16 protein-coding genes are annotated in these 18,156 nt (G+C 65.0%); 9 read left to right on the top strand and 7 right to left on the bottom strand.

The annotated features are described in order from the left end of the window. Positions 1-126: 126 nt before the first annotated feature. A complete protein-coding gene (locus EXZ48_RS19885; protein ID WP_130517774.1) occupies positions 127-1,227 on the bottom strand; it encodes a tripartite tricarboxylate transporter substrate binding protein in 1,101 nt (366 codons plus the stop codon). Between the two features lie 175 nt (positions 1,228-1,402). On the opposite strand from EXZ48_RS19885, the gene EXZ48_RS19880 reads away from it, so the two are divergent. From EXZ48_RS19880 to EXZ48_RS19850, 7 genes are all read left to right on the top strand, one after another. Beyond that, complete coding sequence (locus EXZ48_RS19880; RefSeq protein ID WP_023516247.1) at positions 1,403-2,314, top strand: LysR family transcriptional regulator; 912 nt, start codon at positions 1,403-1,405, stop codon at positions 2,312-2,314. Positions 2,315-2,464: 150 nt separating this feature from the next. Next, positions 2,465-3,583, top strand: a complete 1,119-nt coding sequence (locus tag EXZ48_RS19875) for an NAD(P)-binding domain-containing protein (protein ID WP_245462224.1) — start codon at positions 2,465-2,467, stop codon at positions 3,581-3,583. Between the two features lie 182 nt (positions 3,584-3,765). Next, entirely contained in the window at positions 3,766-4,380 is a 615-nt protein-coding gene (locus EXZ48_RS19870; RefSeq protein ID WP_130517770.1) for a hypothetical protein, read from the top strand. Positions 4,381-4,491: 111 nt separating this feature from the next. Next, complete coding sequence (locus EXZ48_RS19865; RefSeq protein WP_130517768.1) at positions 4,492-6,246, top strand: alkaline phosphatase; 1,755 nt, start codon at positions 4,492-4,494, stop codon at positions 6,244-6,246. 71 nt (positions 6,247-6,317) lie between these two features. Further along, positions 6,318-6,782, top strand: a complete 465-nt coding sequence (locus EXZ48_RS19860; protein WP_130517766.1) for a hypothetical protein — start codon at positions 6,318-6,320, stop codon at positions 6,780-6,782. A gap of 2 nt (positions 6,783-6,784) precedes the next feature. After that, entirely contained in the window at positions 6,785-7,471 is a 687-nt protein-coding gene (locus EXZ48_RS19855) for an ABC transporter ATP-binding protein (protein WP_130517764.1), read from the top strand. Next, the gene (locus EXZ48_RS19850) at positions 7,468-8,724 is read left to right on the top strand and encodes an FtsX-like permease family protein (RefSeq protein ID WP_130517762.1); all 1,257 of its coding nucleotides are present in this window, start codon (positions 7,468-7,470) and stop codon (positions 8,722-8,724) included. Before EXZ48_RS19855 ends, EXZ48_RS19850 begins: the two co-directional genes overlap by 4 nt. A gap of 78 nt (positions 8,725-8,802) precedes the next feature. Here the strand turns inward: EXZ48_RS19850 and EXZ48_RS19845 are convergent, their stop codons facing one another. The 6 genes from EXZ48_RS19845 to EXZ48_RS19820 form a co-directional block, all read right to left on the bottom strand. After that, positions 8,803-10,503 carry a dihydroxyacetone kinase family protein gene (locus EXZ48_RS19845; RefSeq protein ID WP_130517760.1) on the bottom strand — a complete coding sequence of 567 codons (1,701 nt, stop codon included), beginning with the start codon at positions 10,501-10,503 and terminating at the stop codon, positions 8,803-8,805. Positions 10,504-10,535: 32 nt separating this feature from the next. Then, positions 10,536-11,474: a sugar phosphate isomerase/epimerase gene (locus EXZ48_RS19840; protein ID WP_130517759.1), complete on the bottom strand. Its 939-nt coding sequence runs from the start codon at positions 11,472-11,474 to the stop codon at positions 10,536-10,538. A gap of 39 nt (positions 11,475-11,513) precedes the next feature. Then, complete coding sequence (locus EXZ48_RS19835; RefSeq protein WP_130517757.1) at positions 11,514-13,052, bottom strand: tripartite tricarboxylate transporter permease; 1,539 nt, start codon at positions 13,050-13,052, stop codon at positions 11,514-11,516. A 34-nt stretch (positions 13,053-13,086) separates the two neighbouring features. Continuing rightward, a complete protein-coding gene (locus EXZ48_RS19830; protein WP_050745622.1) occupies positions 13,087-13,587 on the bottom strand; it encodes a tripartite tricarboxylate transporter TctB family protein in 501 nt (166 codons plus the stop codon). A 65-nt stretch (positions 13,588-13,652) separates the two neighbouring features. Then, on the bottom strand, positions 13,653-14,645 hold the full coding sequence (locus EXZ48_RS19825) for a tripartite tricarboxylate transporter substrate binding protein (protein ID WP_023515995.1): 993 nt from the start codon (positions 14,643-14,645) through the stop codon (positions 13,653-13,655). Between the two features lie 70 nt (positions 14,646-14,715). After that, positions 14,716-15,750 carry a 4-hydroxythreonine-4-phosphate dehydrogenase PdxA gene (locus EXZ48_RS19820; protein ID WP_050745623.1) on the bottom strand — a complete coding sequence of 345 codons (1,035 nt, stop codon included), beginning with the start codon at positions 15,748-15,750 and terminating at the stop codon, positions 14,716-14,718. Between the two features lie 187 nt (positions 15,751-15,937). On the opposite strand from EXZ48_RS19820, the gene EXZ48_RS19815 reads away from it, so the two are divergent. Both EXZ48_RS19815 and ytfQ read left to right on the top strand, forming a co-directional pair. Beyond that, a complete protein-coding gene (locus EXZ48_RS19815) occupies positions 15,938-16,639 on the top strand; it encodes a GntR family transcriptional regulator (RefSeq protein ID WP_050745624.1) in 702 nt (233 codons plus the stop codon). Between the two features lie 455 nt (positions 16,640-17,094). Next, positions 17,095-18,057, top strand: coding sequence for a galactofuranose ABC transporter, galactofuranose-binding protein YtfQ (gene ytfQ, locus EXZ48_RS19810; RefSeq protein WP_050745625.1), 963 nt, complete (start codon positions 17,095-17,097; stop codon positions 18,055-18,057). The last annotated feature ends 99 nt before the right edge of the window (positions 18,058-18,156 follow it).

Here is an 18,156-nt window from a genome sequence, read left to right as displayed (position 1 = left end):
TCGATAGCAACAGGTGCGAGACGGCGCGGGTGCTCCGGCCTCGTCAGTGTCGGCAGATGGCTGTTCAAGCCCGATGGCTTCGGGCGGGCGTGCCCGCCGCCCTTTCAGCGGCGGGATCGCTTCCGGTCAGAGCTTGACCTGGTATTCCGTCGTCAGGAAGTTGCGCACCCAGTCGCGCGCTTCAGGCTGGATCGACGTCGCCACGGCATAGAGCTTTTCGATATCGCCGCCGACGGCCTGCTTGTAGTCGCCGAGAACCTCAGCCTTGGCCTTCTGCAATTCAGGGTCGGCCACCGCATCGGCAAAGGCCTTGCGGTAGGTCGCAACGATATCGTCCGACGTGCCTTCCGGCAGCATGCACGGCTTCTGCGCCGCAAAACCGGAGCCGAAGAAGGCGAGATAGGCGTCGTACTCCACGCCCGACGGCTTCTTGCCGTGCATCATCTCGTAGGCTTCGACGAAATGCGGCAGGTCGGGGAAGGTCGGATCGCGCGCGACATTGCCGTCTGCATCGAGAACGCCCCAGGAGAACATCGGCACTGCCGTGCCGGCCTCGACGAGCGGGGTGACGTTGGTCAGATAGGCCGAGGAGGTCTGGTAGTCGATCGTCGCCTCGCCGCGCTCGAAGGCGAGCCGCCCGTCGCCGCGCCCCTGCATGCCGAAGACATGGCGGACGTTGAGGCCGAGCAGACGGTAGGCGAGCATCGGCACGAGGTCGAGAGAGGTGGCACCCTGGCTGCCATAGACCAGCTCCTGATCCTTGATCTTTCCAAGGTCGGCCGGCGACTTCACCTCGAACTTGGCGGGCAGATAACAGACGCCGCCGGTCGGCGAAACGAGCACAGGGATCAGCTTGGCATAATCGTAGCGCACGCGCGGATCGCCGAGCAGGAAAGGGAACTGCGTGGAGCCTGAGGTGCCGAGAATGGCAAGCCCGTCCGGCCGCGCGCGGGCGACGAACTCGTTCGAGCCGGTAATCGAGCCACCGCCCGGCACGTTGCGCACGACGACATTGGGGTTGCCCGGTAGATATTTCGACAGGTACGGTGCGAAGAAGCGGGCCCACACATCCGAGCCGCCGCCTTCGGAGAACGGCATCCACCATTCAACCGTCTTGCCGGCAAAATCGACCGATGCCTGCGAAAAGGCGGGGCGCACTCCCATAAGCCCCACAGCCGCGGCGGCCGAGCCGGCGGCAAGCAGTTGACGACGCGTAAAATCAGCCATGTTTTTTCCTCCCACAATGGCAATGCGTTCAAATGTATACAAAGGTACACATGAAAGTCGGAAACGCCAAGCCCATGATCGCCCCGGGCAGACATCATCCCTTCTTTCTCCCTTGAGGGGTATGCGCCACATGGATTATTAAGTTAAGTGCAAACTTTTGGATCAGTGATGCACAATGCGCATTAATTGCGAAATCCTCGACCTTCGGGCTTTCCTCGCTGTGGTGGAGCTGGAGAGTTTCCACCGGGCGGCAGAAGCGCTCAACCTGTCACAGCCGGCGCTCAGCCGCCGCATCCAGAAGCTGGAAGCCTCCATCGGCGCACCGCTTCTCGAGCGCACCACCCGGCACGTTTCCCCGACGGCGCTCGGCCTCGAACTGATGCCGCTTGTGCAGCGTATGCTGGAGGAGTTCGATGGGTCACTCTTCGCCGCCCGCGACCGGGGGCTAAGGCGCAGCGAACTGGTGACGATCGCCTGCCTGCCGACGGCGGCATTCTATTTCCTGCCGACCGTGATCAAGCAGTTCAATCAGGAATATCCCGATATCCGCTTCCGCATCCTCGACCTCACGGCGACCGAGGGGCTGCAGGCCGTTTCGCGCGGGGAGGTGGAATTCGGCATCAACTTCATGGGAACCTCGGATCCCGACCTCCTGTTCGACCGGATTGCAGAGGACCCGTTCGTGCTGGCGGCGCGGCGCGACCATCCGCTGGCGAAAAGGCATGAGGTCGCCTGGACCGACCTTGCCCCCTACAGGCTGATCACCGTGCACCGCTCCAGCGGCAACCGCACCATGCTGGACGCGGCGCTGGCAAGGGCCAATATCGAACTGCGCTGGTCCTACGAGGTGACGCATTTGTCGACATCCCTCGGCCTGGTGGAGGCGGGCCTCGGCATCTCGGTCCTGCCGCGCACGGCAACCCCGGGCCCCGACCATCCCATCATCGTCACGCGGCCACTGGGTGCTCCACGAATTTCCCGAACCATCGGCATCGTGCGCCGCCGCTCCGCCACACTCTCGCCCGCCGCCGAGCATTTCCGGCGCATGCTGGTCGGGACCTGGCAGGGCGCCGGGGCCGACGACTGAGGGCATCGACAGGCTCATCGCACGCAATATGCGGCAAGGTCTGGGCAGCACCACGCGCGGGCGGCTTGACTGTCCTGGCTGCGCCCGGTTTCCTCCAGGGCAGCAATGGGATACCGAAGGGTGCGAGTAGCCGAAGCAACGGGGATCGATTTGCCATCGCCATCCACAACACCAGCAAACGAGGCGAGCCTGCGCGCCGCCATCAAGATCGACATCGTTGTGATCGGCGCTGGCCAGGCCGGATTGTCCTCGGCCTACCACTTGCTGCAGCTCGGCCTCAAACCGGGCCGCAACTTCATCGTGCTCGACAGGAACGAGAAGCCGGGCGGCGCCTGGCAACACCGCTGGCCCTCGCTAACGCTGAGCACCGTCAACCGCGTGCACGACCTGCCGGGCATGGGCTTTACCGAAGTGGTGCCGGCGGGGGAGACCGAGGCCAAGGCGTCCGTCGCAGTGCCCAACTATTTCGCCGCCTACGAAGAACGCTTCCGGTTGCCCATCTACCGCCCGGTCACGGTCAAGGTGGTCTGCGACCGTTTCGAAAGGCTGCGGGTGGAGACGGATCACGAGGCCTTCTCCGCGCGTGGCCTCATCAACGCCACCGGAACCTGGGAGAACCCGCAAATCCCCGACTATCCCGGTGCCGCGCTGTTCCAGGGCAGACAGCTTCATTCGCGTGACTACCACACAGCCGAGGAATTCGCGGGCCAGCATGTCATCATCGTCGGCAGCGGCATTTCCGCACTCCAGCATCTCGACGAAATCTCCAAGGTCACGACGACAAGCTGGGTCACGCGCCGTGAACCGCAGTTTCGCGAGACGCCGTTCACGCCGGAAGACGGCCGCGCAGCCGTCGCCATCGTCGAGGACAAGGTGCGCAACGGCCTGGTCCCGGGCTCCGTCGTCTCCGTCACCGGCATTCCCTGGACACCCGCGCTGCGGGCCGCCGCCGCGCGGGGCGCTCTGGAACGCCTGCCCATGTTCAGCGAGATCACCGCGCAGGGGGTGCGCTGGCCGGATGGCACGGAGCAGAAGGCCGATGTCATCCTCTGGGCAACCGGCTTTCGCAGTGCACTCGACCATCTCGCGCCCCTGCAGCTGCGCGGGGAGAACGGCGGGATCGTCATGACCGGGCGCCTCGCCACGCAGGTGGAGAAGGACCCGCGCATCCATCTCGTCGGCTATGGCCCCTCCGCCTCGACCATCGGCGCCAACCGCGCAGGCGCGGCGGCGGCCCGGGAGCTTGCGACTTATCTCGACCTGTTGTGAACCCGGCGGAACTCCCGTCTTCCTGGTCCATCCTAAACCCGCCGATGCGGGCACTCGAAGACGGCCACTTCACCGGACGATACTTCGCCCACACCAGATTCGCCCTCGGCGAGAGGAAGGGAGACGCGGCATTGCGCTTGAGGATAGGGTAGGGCACCGTCATTCGAGCGAGATGGAGCGCCATGCCTCTTCAAAACCGCGTCACGCCCTTTGGCGAAATCGTCGCGCTGCCGCAGCGGGGCCTCTTTACCGGCAATCGGGGCATCCTTCACGATCCGGCGACGAAGACACTGCTTTCGAAGCGCTGGACGTCGAAGGCCTGGCTCATCTGCCTCTGTGATTTTCAGGATCGCCGGCGGCCGGTCATGGGGGGACGGAGCTGGACCGAACTGTTCTTCCTCGACGAGGCGGTCGCACTTGCCGCCGGCCATCGGCCCTGCTTTTTCTGCCGGCGGGGATCCGCATTGCACTTCCAGGCATGCTGGGCAACCGCGAAAGGCGAGACGCTGCCCTCCGCGGGCACGATGGACGCGGTCCTGCACGGTGAGCGCCTGGACCGCCGGCGCAAGCGCCTGCATCCGATCACCGGGCCGCTGGCAAAGCTTCCCGATGGGGTCGTCCTTGCGGCAGCCGGGCACGCCTACACGCTTCGTGGCGGTCTTGCCCATCGCTGGACGGTCGAAGGCTACGCGCCGCCGCAACACCTCGGCAAGGCGGACGCCCTCCTGACCCCGCCATCGACGGTCCTGGCGCTTGGTGCCGGCTATCGGCCCGTCTTCCATCCGTCGATTGGCTGAAAGCCCGATGCAGGCACTTTGGTCACAGCATGGTCACCGCGGTGTAATACGCCTGTCATGCTCGCTTTCTATGCGCTGGGAGGCAACGCACCGCTCAAGAGAGGTTCTCCCATGCGCAAACTCATCCTCGCCCTGGCATCGGCAACGTTCCTGGCCGGCGCCGCAAACGCTGCAACCGTCTATCCCATCGACCGGGCGACGATCCTCATCGGCTCGCCGTTCGATTTCAAGGTCGAATTCGATGCCGTGGTGAAGCCGGAGGACGTCAAGGTCACGGTCAACGGCAAGGATTATGCGGAGATTTTTGGTAAGGCCGCCGAATTCGTCGCGGAAGAGAAGGGCGCCGAGGACAAGGTGCTGGGGTCGGCGCTCATCCTGCGCGATCTCGCAATCGGCACGGCCGGCGCGTACAAGGTCGAGGTTTCCGCCGGCGGCGAAACGCAGTCGGTCAACTGGGATGTCTATGAGACTGTCGCCCAGCCGAAGGCGAAGAACATCATCTTCCTGATCGCCGACGGCCTCTCCGTCGCGCACCGGACCGGTGCACGCATCATGTCCAAGGGCATGACCGAGGGCAAGGCGAACGGCCGCCTGGCAATGGACGACATCCCGCCCGTCGCCTTCATCGGCACGTCTTCCACCCATTCGATCGCCACCGACAGCGCCAACACCATGTCGGCCTACATGACCGGCCACAAGTCGCGCGTCAACGCGCTCGGCGTCTACGCCGACCGCACGCCGACCAGCCTCGACGATCCGAAGGTCGAGACCATTGCCGAGGCCCTGCGTCGGAACACCAAGAAATCCATCGGCATCGTCACCACTTCGGAGGTCGAGGACGCGACACCCGCTGCACTCGTCGCCCATACCCGCAAGCGGGCCGACAAGGCCGATATCGTCGGCATGATGCTCGACGTCAAGCCGGACGTGCTGCTCGGCGGCGGCTCGGCCTATTTCCTCTCGAAGGACGTGCCGGGCTCCAAGCGCAAGGACGACAAGGACTACATCGCTGAGTTCCGTAATGCCGATTATGCAATCGCAACTGACAAGGCCGAGCTTGCCGCGGCCGCCGGTTCGAACCAGGAGCGCCTGCTTGGCCTGTTCCACACGGGCAATCTGGACGTGACGCTCGATCGCGAATTCCTCAAGAAGGGCACGGTCGACAAGTTCCCGAACCAGCCCGGCCTTGTCGACATGACCAAGACCGCACTCGACAAGCTCTCGAAGAATCCCGAGGGCTTCTTCCTGATGGTGGAAGCCGCCTCCGTCGACAAGATGAGCCATCCGCTCGACTGGGATCGCGCTCTCGTCGAAACGATCGAGTTCGACAAGGCCGTGGGTATCGCCCGCGAGTTCGCCGAGAAGAACCCGGACACGCTGATCATCGTGACCGGTGACCACACGCATGGCGTCGCCATCATCGGCACGGTCGACGAGGAGAAGCCCGGCGAAGAGATGCGCGAAAAGGTCGGCACCTATGACAGCGCCGGCTTCCCGAACTACGAGGACAAGGACGGCGACGGCTATCCTGATCGCATCGACGTCTCGCGCCGCCTGTTCCTGGCCGCCAACAACGGGCCGGATCACTACGAGACCTTCCGCCCGAAGCTCGACGGCCCCTTCGTCCCGGCCGTGCAGAACGAGGCGAAAGAATATGTCGCCAACGAAGCCTACAAGGACGTGCCCGGCGCGGTCTTCGTCCCGGGCAACATCCCGAAGGAAGACGACACGGGCGTGCATGCGGTCGATGACGTCGTGCTGCAGGCCGCCGGTCCGGGCTCCGAAGGGTTCCGCGGCTACATGGAACAGAGCGACGTCTATCGCGTGCTGGCCGACGCCTTTGCCCTCGGCGTGCCGAAGGATTGAGCGGCGTCTTGTGGACAGGCGGCCCGCGCCGCCTGTCCACAACCTCACAGATGAAAGAAGGAAGCCTGGTCATGACGAAGACAGACCCTGTGTCGTTCGAAAGGCGGGGCCTGCTCTTGACGCTCGCGGCCTTGCCCATGCTTGCCCTCCCCCGCATCGCCATGGCCAGCGAAACACTTGGCTTTGGCGAGCTCTACAAGCGTTTCGGCGTCCTCGGTCTCGAATTCTCGGACAAGGTCAAACGGCTCTCCGGGCAGCAGGTGGCCGTGAAGGGCTTCATGGCGCCGCCGCTGAAGGCCGAGGCGAACTTCTTCGTGCTTACCGAAATTCCAATGTCGCTCTGCCCCTTCTGCTCCTCCGATGCCGACTGGCCGGACAATATCCTCGTCGTCTATCTCGCCGAGCGGCAGACCTTCGTGCAGTACAATGCGCCGATCGAGGCACAGGGTGTGCTGGAATACGGGTCGTGGGTCGATCCCGAAACCGGCTTCGTCAGCCAGCTGCGCCTGCGCGGTGCCGCATTCGATACGGTCTGACGATGCTCGCGCTCGATATTGCCGACCTGGAGATGCGCTTTCCCGGCCTGGCTACGCCGGTACTCGCCATCGAAAAGCTGCACCTTCCCGCCGGCGACGGGCTCGCGATCACCGGCGCTTCAGGGTCGGGCAAGAGCACGCTGGTCAATGTTGTCACCGGGCTGGAGCCCGCGACGAAGGGCTGTGTCCGCTGGGGAGAGATGGAGATCAGCCGCCTGTCCACGGGTCGGCGTGATGCCTTCCGCGCTGCCAATATCGGCCTCGTGATGCAGGATTTCCACCTTTTTCCCGGCCTTTCAGCCTACGAGAATGTCGTGCTGCCGATACGGCTTGCCCGGCGCCTGAAGCCAACCGATCGCGAGCGGGCCCTTCATCTCCTCGAAATGACCGGCATCGCCCGCCCGGGTCAACCTATCGAAACGCTGTCGCGCGGCGAGATGCAGCGCGTGGCAGTGGCACGAGCACTGCTGTCGAAGCCCGGCGTCATCGTGGCCGACGAGCCGACGGCCAGCCTCGACCGGCGCACCGGCGGCGAGGTGGCCGACCTCATCGTCCAGCTCGCCCGCTCAGAAGGCGCCACGCTGCTCGTCGTGACCCATGACCCGGCCCTGGTGGAGCGCATCGGCCAGCACATCGTCCTTGACGGTGGCCGCATCCTCGAAGCTGCCGGCAAGGCGGAAGCGGCATGATCGGCTTCATCCTCGCGGACCTTCGCCGGTTCAAGGGCGGCACGTTCGCCGTCATCGTGCTGGTCGCCCTTTCCATCGCCCTCAGCGTTGCCGTCACCCTCCAGGAACGGGCCGTGCGGCTGGGCAGCGCGCGGGCGGCGGAAAAGTTCGACCTCGTCGTCGGCGCCGCCGGCAGCGAGACGCAGCTCGCCTTGTCGGCCGTCTTTCTCCAGCCATCCCCCTTGCCGCTGATGTCTGGCGCCGTGCTGGAGAAACTCGGGCGTGATCCGCGCGTCTCCTTTGCCGCCCCCGTCGGCTTCGGCGATTCCGCGGATGGCCGGCCGGTCGTCGGTACGACGACGGCGCTGGTTGCCGCCCTGTCGCCGACACTTGCAGAGGGCTCGGTCTTCACCCGCCTTGGCGAGGCGGTGGTCGGCGCCGACGTACCGATGCGACTCGGCGCAGAGATCAAGCCGATGCATGGGGCCGCCGATACCGGCGGCCATACCCATGTCGAGATCGCCTACAAGATACGGGGCCGCATGGCGCCGACCGGCACTGCCTGGGACCGCGCGATCCTCGTGCCGATCCAAGCCGTCTGGCAGCTGCATGGCATGGGCAGAGAGAACGACCACGGCCACACCGGCGAGGAAGCGGAAGGTTCTGCTGCAGAGGATCACGACCACGAAATCCACGTCGAGGCCGACGCGGCGCTTGACGAGGAGTTTGGCGCCGGGACGCCCGCTATTCCAGCCGTCCTCGTCAAGCCGAAGACCATGGGCGATGCCTATCGCCTGCGCCAGGAATATCGCAGCGAGACGACGCTCGCCGTGTTCCCCGCCGAGGTATTGACCCGCCTCTATGCGACGCTGGGCGATGCGCGCAGCCTGCTGCTTGCGATCGCCATCGGAACGCAGGCCATCGTTGTCGCCGCCATCCTGCTCGTCACGATCATGCATGTCGGCGCCCGCCGGCGGCAGATCGGCGCGCTGAGGGCCTTCGGCGCGCCACGACGAGCGGTCTTCGCGATCGTCTGGGGGGAACTGTTCCTGCTGCTCCTCGCCGGTTGTGCCCTCGGCATCACCATCGGCTACGGCGCCGCGCAGGCCGTTTCCGCCACCCTCGCCGCCGCAACAGCCGTCCACATGCCCGTGGAATTCGCCAGGGCGGATCTTTCACTGGCAATCTGGTTCATGGTCGTCGCCGTGCTGGTCTCGATCGTGCCGGCACTCTGCGCGCTCCGCCTCAGCCCAGCGGCCGCCTTGAGGGCCTGACGCCATCGACAGCAAGCGAATCCGAAAGGGCGCAGGCGCAATCACCGCGCCCGCCTCCGGAGTGGCTCTGCCAGCCGGTCAGATAGCCTCGCCGATGATCCGTGCGACCAGTGCCAGCGAGACCGCGCCGGCATCCGGATGACCGATGCTGCGTTCAGCGAGCGGACGAGCACGACCGAGTTTGGGCGTCAGCGCGGCGGTGGCGCCGGCCGCTGCCGTCGCCGCAGATGCCGCGTCGATCCAGGCGGTTTTCAGCGACTTTCCGGCAGCAAACGACGCTTCCAGCGTCTCGACGAAAGGCACCAGGGCATCGACGAGGGTCTTGTCGCCGACACGAGCACGGCCAAGCCGCGTCACGGCATCAAGCGCAAGGCGCGCCCCTTTGACCACGCCAGCATCGTCGAGAGCAGCATCGTCGGAAAGCGCATTGCTCCAGGCGCGAAGCAAAAGGCCCCAGATAGCGCCCGACGTGCCGCCCGCCCGGTCCGCCCAGGCGTCACCGGCAACAGCAAGTGTGCTCGCAGCACCCGCACCGGCAGCAAGCGCCTGTCCGGCGGCGTCCTCGGCGGCAGCGGAGCCGCGGCGCATGCCTTGCCCGTGGTCGCCGTCACCGGCCTGCGCATCGATGCGACCCAACTCCTCTTCCGCATCCTTCAAGCCTTTCGCGGCGAGGCCGAGAAGCCTTGCGACACAGGCCGCATCCTCGCGCGAAGCGGCCGAGGACGGGCCGAAAGTCGGCACGGCATCGTCATTGACGATAGCGTCGGTGGCGGGCTCCGTGCGAATACCGTTGCCGCGCCGGAGGACCGGTGCATCGCAGGCCGCAGTCCAGTAGGTTTCCAACTCCGCGTCCAGCCACATCAGCGTCAGCGAACATCCCTGCATGTCGAGACTGGTAACGTATTCACCCGTCTCGGGCGCCACGATCTCCAGCCCCGCCTCCTTCAACAGCTTGGAAATCCGGGTCCAGAGGACGAAGAGCTCCTCGTATTTCGTGGCGCCGAGACCGTTCAGCACCGTGGCGACGCGCGTAACGCCCTGCGGGCGTTCGGCAAGAAGCCTTTCGACGAGCAACGCCGCGATATCCCCGGCCGGCACGATGGCCTCTTCGCGGATGCCGGGCTCGCCGTGAATGCCGAGGCCGAGCGCCATGCGGCCCTTCGGCACGGTGAAAAGCGGACCGCCCGCGCCGGGCAAGGTACAACCACCGAAAGCGACGCCGAAGGAGACGGTTCGATCATTGGCATGGCGCGTGATGCGCTCCACCTCGTCGAGGGAAAGTCCGGCGTCCGCCGCCGCGCCCGCGACCTTGAACACGGCGAGATCGCCCGCAATGCCACGGCGCTTTTCATGCGCCTCGGACGGCGCGCTCGCCACATCATCGGTGACGGGAACGATGCGCACGTCGATGCCCTCGGCCCTGAGGCGTTCGGCAGCAACGCCGAAGTTCAGCACGTCGCCGGCATAGTTGCCGAAGCCGAGCAGGATGCCGCCACCGTGATGGGCCTGCCGGCAGACGCGCGCGACCGCCGCCGTCGAGGGCGAGGCAAAGACGTCGCCGGCAACCGCCGCGTCCGCCAAACCCGGGCCGACATAGCCGGCAAAGGCCGGATAGTGCCCCGAGCCGCCGCCAACAACGACCGAAACCTTGCCCTGCGGTACCTGCGTCGCACGTACCACGCCACCGCGCACGAGACGCACATGACGGCTGTAGAGATCGGCAAAACCGGCGAGTGCGGTGGCCGCGAAATCCTCCGGTGCATCGAAGATGGTGGTCATGGTGATCGTCCTCGTCTTGCTGGATCGTCTTGTCAGCGGCGCGGCAGGATGCGCCGCAGGTAGTCGCGGTTGGCAGCCGAGACCGAAAGGCCATCGCCGCCGTAGTGCTCGCAGAGGAAGGCGCTGCGGAAACCGTGCGCAAGCGCCATGCGGATGGCAGCGCGGTAGTTGATGATGCCGCTCTCCAGCGGTGCGGGGTGGGTGATGATCGCCCCCGTTCCCGGATCCTCCGTGCGCGTATAGTTCTTGACGTGCCAGTACTTCGCGAAGGGCGCGACCTTCGCCATCATCTCCTGCCAGTGCTCGACGGGGCGGTGCAGGCGGATGAGGTTGCCGAGATCCGCGTTGATGCCGACATTCGACAGGCCGACCGTCTCGACGAAGCGCACGCTGCTCTCGGCGGTTCCGAGATAGGTGTCCTCGTACATTTCCAGCGCCACCTCGATGCCGAGTTCCTCGGCATGGCGGCCGAGTGCGCGGATGCGCTCGACGGCCTTCTGCCAGACGGCCGGATCATCGGGATTGCGCGGGCCGTCGACCGTCCAGAACCAGAGCGCCTTCTTCTGCTCAGCCGTCAGCGGCTCGAAGAGGCCGAAGGAGACGGCGGACGCGCCGATCGCCTTTGCCGTGTCGATGACACGGTGGCCATAGGCGAGATGGGCATCGCCGTGGACCGGATCGATGACGCTGTGGCGGGAGGTGGAAATTGCCGGGATCGTCAGGCCGAGTGAACCCACCAGCGTCATGAACGTGTCGAGCCGTCCCGGCGAAAGGTCGGCAAGGCGCAGCCAGCTGTCTGTCGGGTCGAGCTCGGTGAAGCCGGCATCGACGACGTCATCGAGCGTTTCGGCCCATTCCTCGACGGACTGGTCCTGCACCGAGCGGCCGTCCGCCAGGAGGTTCGGATACTGGATCATCGCGGCCGCGATCGGCCAGGTTTCACGGGTCCATGCGGGCGCAGGAACGGTCATGGCAAACTCCTGATGGGGGATGGGTGGGGCACCGGCGGATCAGACCGTCGGGCTGCCGCCCTGCGGGGATTTGGGAACGCCGAACCGCCGCCGGCGCGAGACGCCGAGGAGCCAGAAGACGAGCGGCGAGAAGAGCAGCGCAAGGCCGATCAGCATCAGCGTCGTCACCAGCCCGTTCGACCAGAAGACCGAAAGCTGGCCGCCGGACAGGAGCATGGACTGCCGGAAGGCATCCTCTGCCTTGTCGCCGAGCACCATGGCAAGAACCAGCGGGGCCAGCGGGTAGTCGAGCTTCTTGAAGACATAGCCGACGAGGCCGAAGAGAAGCACCAGCCACATGTCGCTGACGGCGTTGCCGACCTGGTAGGCGCCGGACAGGATGATCGCGACGATGATCGGCCCGATGATGGCGAAGGGCACACGCAGGATCGACGCATAGAGCGGCACGGTGGCGATCACCAGCACCACGGCGACGATGTTGCCAAGATACATGGAGGCGATCAGGCCCCAGACGAAATCCGGCCGGTCGGTGAAGAGCGTCGGGCCGGGCGTGAGGCCCCAGATCATCAGGCCGCCCATCATGACGGCCGCGGTGGCCGAGCCCGGCACGCCGAGCGCCAGCATCGGCAGGAGGGCGGAGGTGCCGGCGGAATGGTCGGCCGTCTCCGGCGCCACGATGCCACGCGGATCCCCCTTGCCGAACTGCGACTTGTCGCGGGCCGAACGGCGGGCGACGCCGTAGCTCATGAAGGAGGCGGCCGTCGGCCCGGCGGGCGTGATGCCCATCCAGATGCCGATCAGCGTGGAGCGGGCGATGGTGAACCAGTAGCGCGGCATCTCGACCAGCGTGCGGCCGATCTCGCCGAGCTTGACGTGGGCCTTGATACCCTCGAAGCGCAGCCCCTCCTCCGTCGTCAGCAGCAGCTCGCCGATGCCGAAGAGGCCCATGACGGCGATCAGGAACGAGACGCCCTTGATGAGTTCGGGAATGTCGAAGGTCAGGCGCAGGTTGCCCGAAATCGTATCCATGCCGACGGAGGCGAGCGCGAAGCCGATCATCATGGAGACGAGCGTCTTGAACGGCGACTGGGCGCCCATCGAGATGAAGCTCGCAAAGGCGAGGAAATAGACGGCGAAATATTCCGGCGATGAGAAGCGCAGCGCGAAATTGGCAACCCAGCCGGAGAGCAGCGTGATCATCACGACGCCGGCAAGCGCGCCGAGGCCGGCCGAAACGAAGGCAAGCGTCAGCGCGCGGCTTGCCTCGCCCTTCTTGGCCATCGGATAGCCGTCGAAGGTGGTGGCGACGGAGGAGGGTTCGCCGGGAATGTTGAAGAGGATGGAGGTGGTGGAACCGCCGAAGAGCGCCCCCCAATACATGCACGAGAGCAGGATGATGGCCGAGATGGGATCCATCGAGAAGGTGAGCGGCAGGAGCAGCGACACGCCGTTCGGCGCGCCGAGGCCGGGCAGCACGCCAACCAGAATGCCGAGCGTAACGCCAAGCATCATGAGCAGGATGTGGTTGAAGCTCAGGATATGGCCGAAGCCATCCATGAGAAGACCGATATTTTCCATGTCTTTCCTCCGAAGACCGGCGCCTTCGCGCGGATCAGTAGATCCCGAAGAAGGCCTCGACCGGACCCTTCAGGAGCGGAACCTTGAAGCCGATCTCGAAAATGACGAAGAAGAAGAGGGCGACGCCGACGCCCGCGGCAAGGCTCGCCCACCACTTGTATCTGCCCTGGAAGGTCATCGTGCCGGCGATGTAGAGCGCCGTGCCGACATAGAGGCCGAGGAAGGTGGCGACCGCAGCGAAGGCAACAAGCGGCAGCAGGAAGCCGAGCACGACCTTGAAGCGCGCCATGTCGACGAAGATCTCGCCGCTGCCGCGATGCTTGACGACAGCATAGGCAAGGTTCATCGCGCTGCCGAAGACGATCAGGAGACCGATATAGAAGGGGAAATAGCCGGCATCCGGCCCCATCTCCGTCCAGCCCGCGCCGGCCTCGATCGAGCCGTAGGCGACGGCGATGCCGAAGGCGCCTGTCAGGAGTGCGACGCCCGTTTCCATGGCGAAACGGGAAAGCCCATTCGCGCTGTTCTCACGCATGGATCAGACCTTTCCGAAAGGGGTTGCGGATGCCGTGTCGGCATCCGCGCGGAACCTTGGGAGGTTCAGTTCGCAAGCCAGCCTTCGCGTTTCAGAACGGCGCTGACGGTGGCCTCGTCCTTCTTGATGAAGTCCGCAAACTCCGCGCCGCTCATATAGGTGCCGGACTGCGAGGTGTCGGCAAGATATTTCTGCCATTCCGGCGTCTCGGACACCTTCTTCAGGACATCCGCATAAAAGCTGACGACATCGGACTCGACGCCGGCGGCAAGCCACACGGTGCGGGGCATGGCGTAGTTGTCGATGGCGATGCCGCTGTCCTTGCAGGTCGGGATGTCGGCCCAGCCCTGGTCGCCGGCCACCTTCGCATCGCTCTTCAGCTTTTCCGATTTGAAGACGCAGACCGGCTTGACCATGCCGGCCTGCCACTGGCCGAGATTCTCGCTCGGATTGTTGACATTCGCCGCGACGTGATCGCCGGCGAGCTGAACGGCCGCCTCCCCGCCGCTCTTGAAGGGAACGTAGCCGATATCGGAACCGGTCGCCTCGTTGATCATGGAGGTGAGGATCTGGTCGACATCCTTGGACTGGCTGCCGGCGACCTTGAGCGTGCCCGGCGCCGCCTTGGCTTTCTCGACGAAGTCGGCAGCCGTCTTGATGTCGGACTTGCCGTTGACCCAGAGCACGAATTCGTCGGAAGCGAGCGCGGCGACCGGCGTCAGGTCGGCTGCGGTGTAGGGCACCTTGGCGCGCACGGGCAGCAGATAGGCATTGTTCGTGCCGAAGGTCAGCTTGTGGGCGTCGCCCTTTGCCGTCGCGGCATAGACGAAGCCTTCAGCACCACCGGCACTGCCCTTGTTCGTCACCACCACCGGCGCCTTCATCAGCTCGTACTTGGCGATGATCGACTGGATGGTGCGGGCGAAGATATCGGTGCCGCCGCCGGGGCCGGCCGTGACGACGAATTCGACGGGGCGCTCCGGCTCAAAGGCAAAGGCCGGCAGCGCGACCCCCGATGCAGCCGCGACGATGCAGGCAATGGTAAGGGACTTTTTCATCTTGCTCCTCCGTTGGGATGATCCCGGCACGAACCTCCTCCGTGCCGGTATACCTCAAAATTTCGATCGATCAGGCGGCCGCCGAAAGCGCGGCGGCCTTTCTCGCCATGCGCGCGGCCAGAAGCAGCGCCTCGCGGCTCGCCCCGACATCGGCAATGCCCCTTCCGGCGATATCGTAGGCCGTGCCGTGGGCCGGCGTGCAGAGCGGGAACGGCAGGCCACCCATCATGGTGACGCCCTTGTCGAAGCCCATGAGCTTCATCGCGATCTGGCCCTGGTCGTGATACATGGTCATGACCGCCTGGAAGCCGTCTTTCAGGGCGCGCAGGAAGACGGTATCGGCCGGGAACGGACCCTCGACATCGAAGCCCCGCGCCTTCGCCGCGGCGACCGCGGGCTCGATGATGTCGATCTCCTCCATGCCGAAGGAACCGCCGTCGCCCGCATGCGGATTGAGGCCGGCGACCGCGATCTTCGGATTGTCGTAGCCCGCATTCTTCAAGCAATTGCTGGTCAGCTCGATCTCGGCGAGGATCGCCTCGAGCGAAAGCGCCGCCGCCACGTCCTTCAGCGGAATGTGCGAGGTGACACGCGCATTCCAGACCTTTTCCAGCACGTTGAATTCGCGGACCTTTCCGGTGAAGCCGATGACGTCGGCGACGAAGCGGATCTCGTCGTCATAACCCGGATAGGCGTAGCGCATGGCCTTCTTGTTGAAGGGCGTGAAGCAGACGGCACCAGCCTTGCCCTGGTCGGCAAGCTGCAACGCTGTGCGGAAATTGGCGGTGGCAAAGGTGCCGCCGGCAAGCGTCGCCTCGCCGCGCACCACATCCGCCGGGTCGAGATGAGCAAGATCGATGAAGACATGGCGCTCGCCGCTCGCCGCACCGAAGGTCTCGAGCGTTGCGGTTTCCAGGTCGAGATCGATGCCAGCCGCCTTGGCGCCCTCATCGAGAATACGGCGATCGCCAATGACCACGAGATGGGCCGCGGCCTTGACATCGTCGAGCGCGATGATGCGGGCGGTCAGCTCCGGGCTGATACCGGCCGGATCGCCCATGGCGAGCGCGATAACGGGGCGCGCGTCTTTTGCGCTCTCGGTCATGATGAAACTCCTCCGCTGCATTCTGTATGCAGCTTTCATACGGCATCAAAAATGCTGCATCAAGTCTTTTGTATTCTGTATGCAGCATTTTTTATTGACGCCACCGCCCGGGCTCTTCATGCTCGCACCAAATCGCCAACGCGGCCGGCGCCCTCGGGCTGGACTTGAAAGACGCAAGATCAAAGACATGGATGAGATCAGAAGCTTGGGGCTACCGGAAGGCAGCCTGCCGGAACCGATCCGCCGCACGGCCCTGCACGACACGCTCGTCAGCCGTCTGCGCGACATGATCATCGAAGGGCACCTCTCTCCCGGAACGCGCCTCAACGAAGGTCAGCTCGGCCAGATGCTCGGCGTCTCGCGGACGCCCTTGCGCGAGGCCATCAAATATCTTGCGAGCGAAGGTCTGGTCGAACTCGTTCCCAGCCGCGGCGCGGTCGTGAAGCGTTTCGGGGCGAAGGACGTCAAGGACATGCTCTCGGTCCTAGCCACGCTGGAGGAACTGGCCGGCAGGCTTGCCTGCGCGAGCGCGCGCGACGAGGAGATCGCGGAAATCCGCCGTCTGCACGATGACATGGTCCGGCATTACAAGGCAGGAGACCGCCTGGAATACTACAAGCTCAACCAGGCGATCCACACGCGCATCGTTGCCATTTCCGGCAATGCCGCCCTCGCCGAGGTGCACGGCATGCTGCAGACCCGGCTAAAGCGCATCCGCTTCGTCGGCCATGAAGGTCCGGAGAAGTGGGCTGCCGCGGTTGGCGAACACGAGGAAATGGTGGCAGCGCTGGAAGCGCGCGATGCCGGCCGCTTGTCCGAAGTTCTCGGACGCCACCTGAAGAAGGCCTGGGAGCGCGTCAGCGAAACGCTGGAAGGCTCCAGCCGGTAGGAGCCGCACCACCTTAGCGGCCTCGGTGTTTCGCCCTACCCTGACGGCGGCGCCTCCCTTGCCGCTGCGCCCATGCGAGGCAAATCCGCGTCGAATTTTTCTTGCGGCACGCGCAACGCCGACAGCAGGTTCCAATTGCGGATCGGACCTCCACGGCACGGCTATCGCCAATCCGCAGCCCTGCCCTCCCCTCCCTCTTGCTCGACAAGACGGATCCACAAGCGGCCTCGACGTTCGATCCCCATACGCGCAGCGATTTTACGGCTGGGCCGGCGATTTCTCGCACCAGCCGGCAACGCCTTGAAACACCTCACCAAAGCCACCCCGCGGTTGCCACCCACTGGCCCTTCCGGGCAAGGAAAATCGCGGCCCCGCAAATTTGATGGTTTACAATAGTAATACAATATGATGTTTTACCCGCGCTGCTGAGGAGCAGCTTTCTTTGGGAGGACATCATGAAATTCAAAATCGCACTCGCGAGTGCCACGATCCTTGCTGCCTCGATGTTCAGCGCCGCATCCGCCGCCGAGCTGACCGTGGGCTTTTCGCAGATCGGGTCCGAGTCCGGCTGGCGCGCCGCCGAGACGACGCTCACCAAGCAGCAGGCCGAGCAGCGCGGCATCGACCTGAAATTCGCCGATGCGCAGCAGAAGCAGGAAAACCAGATCAAGGCGCTGCGCTCCTTCATTGCGCAGGGTGTCGATGCCATTCTCGTCGCCCCGGTCGTGGCAACCGGCTGGGACGAGGTGCTGCAGGAAGCCAAGGATGCGGAAATCCCGGTCATCCTGCTCGATCGCACGGTCGATGCCTCTGAGGACCTGTACCTGACAGCCGTCACCTCCGACCTCGTGCACGAGGGCAATGTCGCCGGCAAATGGCTGGTCGACACCGTCGCCGGCAAGCCGTGCAATGTCGTCGAACTCCAGGGCACGACCGGTTCCTCGCCGGCCATCGACCGCAAGAAGGGCTTTGAGGAGGCGCTGGCCGGCAAGGACAACCTGAAGATCATTCGCAGTCAGACCGGCGACTTCACCCGCACCAAGGGCAAGGAAGTCATGGAAAGCTTCCTGAAGGCGGAAGACGGCGGCAAGAACATCTGCGCGCTCTACGCCCACAACGACGACATGGCCGTCGGCGCGATCCAGGCGATCAAGGAAGCCGGCCTGAAGCCGGGCACGGACATCCTCGTCGTCTCGATCGACGCCGTACCCGACATCTTCCAGGCGATGGCCGCCGGCGAAGCCAATGCCACGGTCGAGCTGACGCCGAACATGGCAGGCCCCGCCTTCGACGCGCTTGATGCCTTCCGCAAGGACGGCAAGGCACCGCCGAAGTGGATCCAGACGGAATCGAAGCTCTATACGCAGGCTGATGATCCGGCGAAGGTCTACGAGGAGAAGAAGGGCCTCGGCTACTGATCTCTCTGGAGCCCCGCATCCGGCCACCGGCCGGCGCGGCGCACTGCCAGGCCCGCTGCCTCTCCTGGAGGCGGCGGGCGGCCATCCACATCCGGGTCG

It is taken from the genome of Shinella sp. JR1-6, from assembly GCF_004284735.1.
In the GTDB taxonomy this organism is placed as follows: domain Bacteria; phylum Pseudomonadota; class Alphaproteobacteria; order Rhizobiales; family Rhizobiaceae; genus Shinella.
The sequence above is the reverse complement of the archived record's forward strand: the minus strand, read 5'-3'. Positions and strand labels throughout refer to the sequence as shown.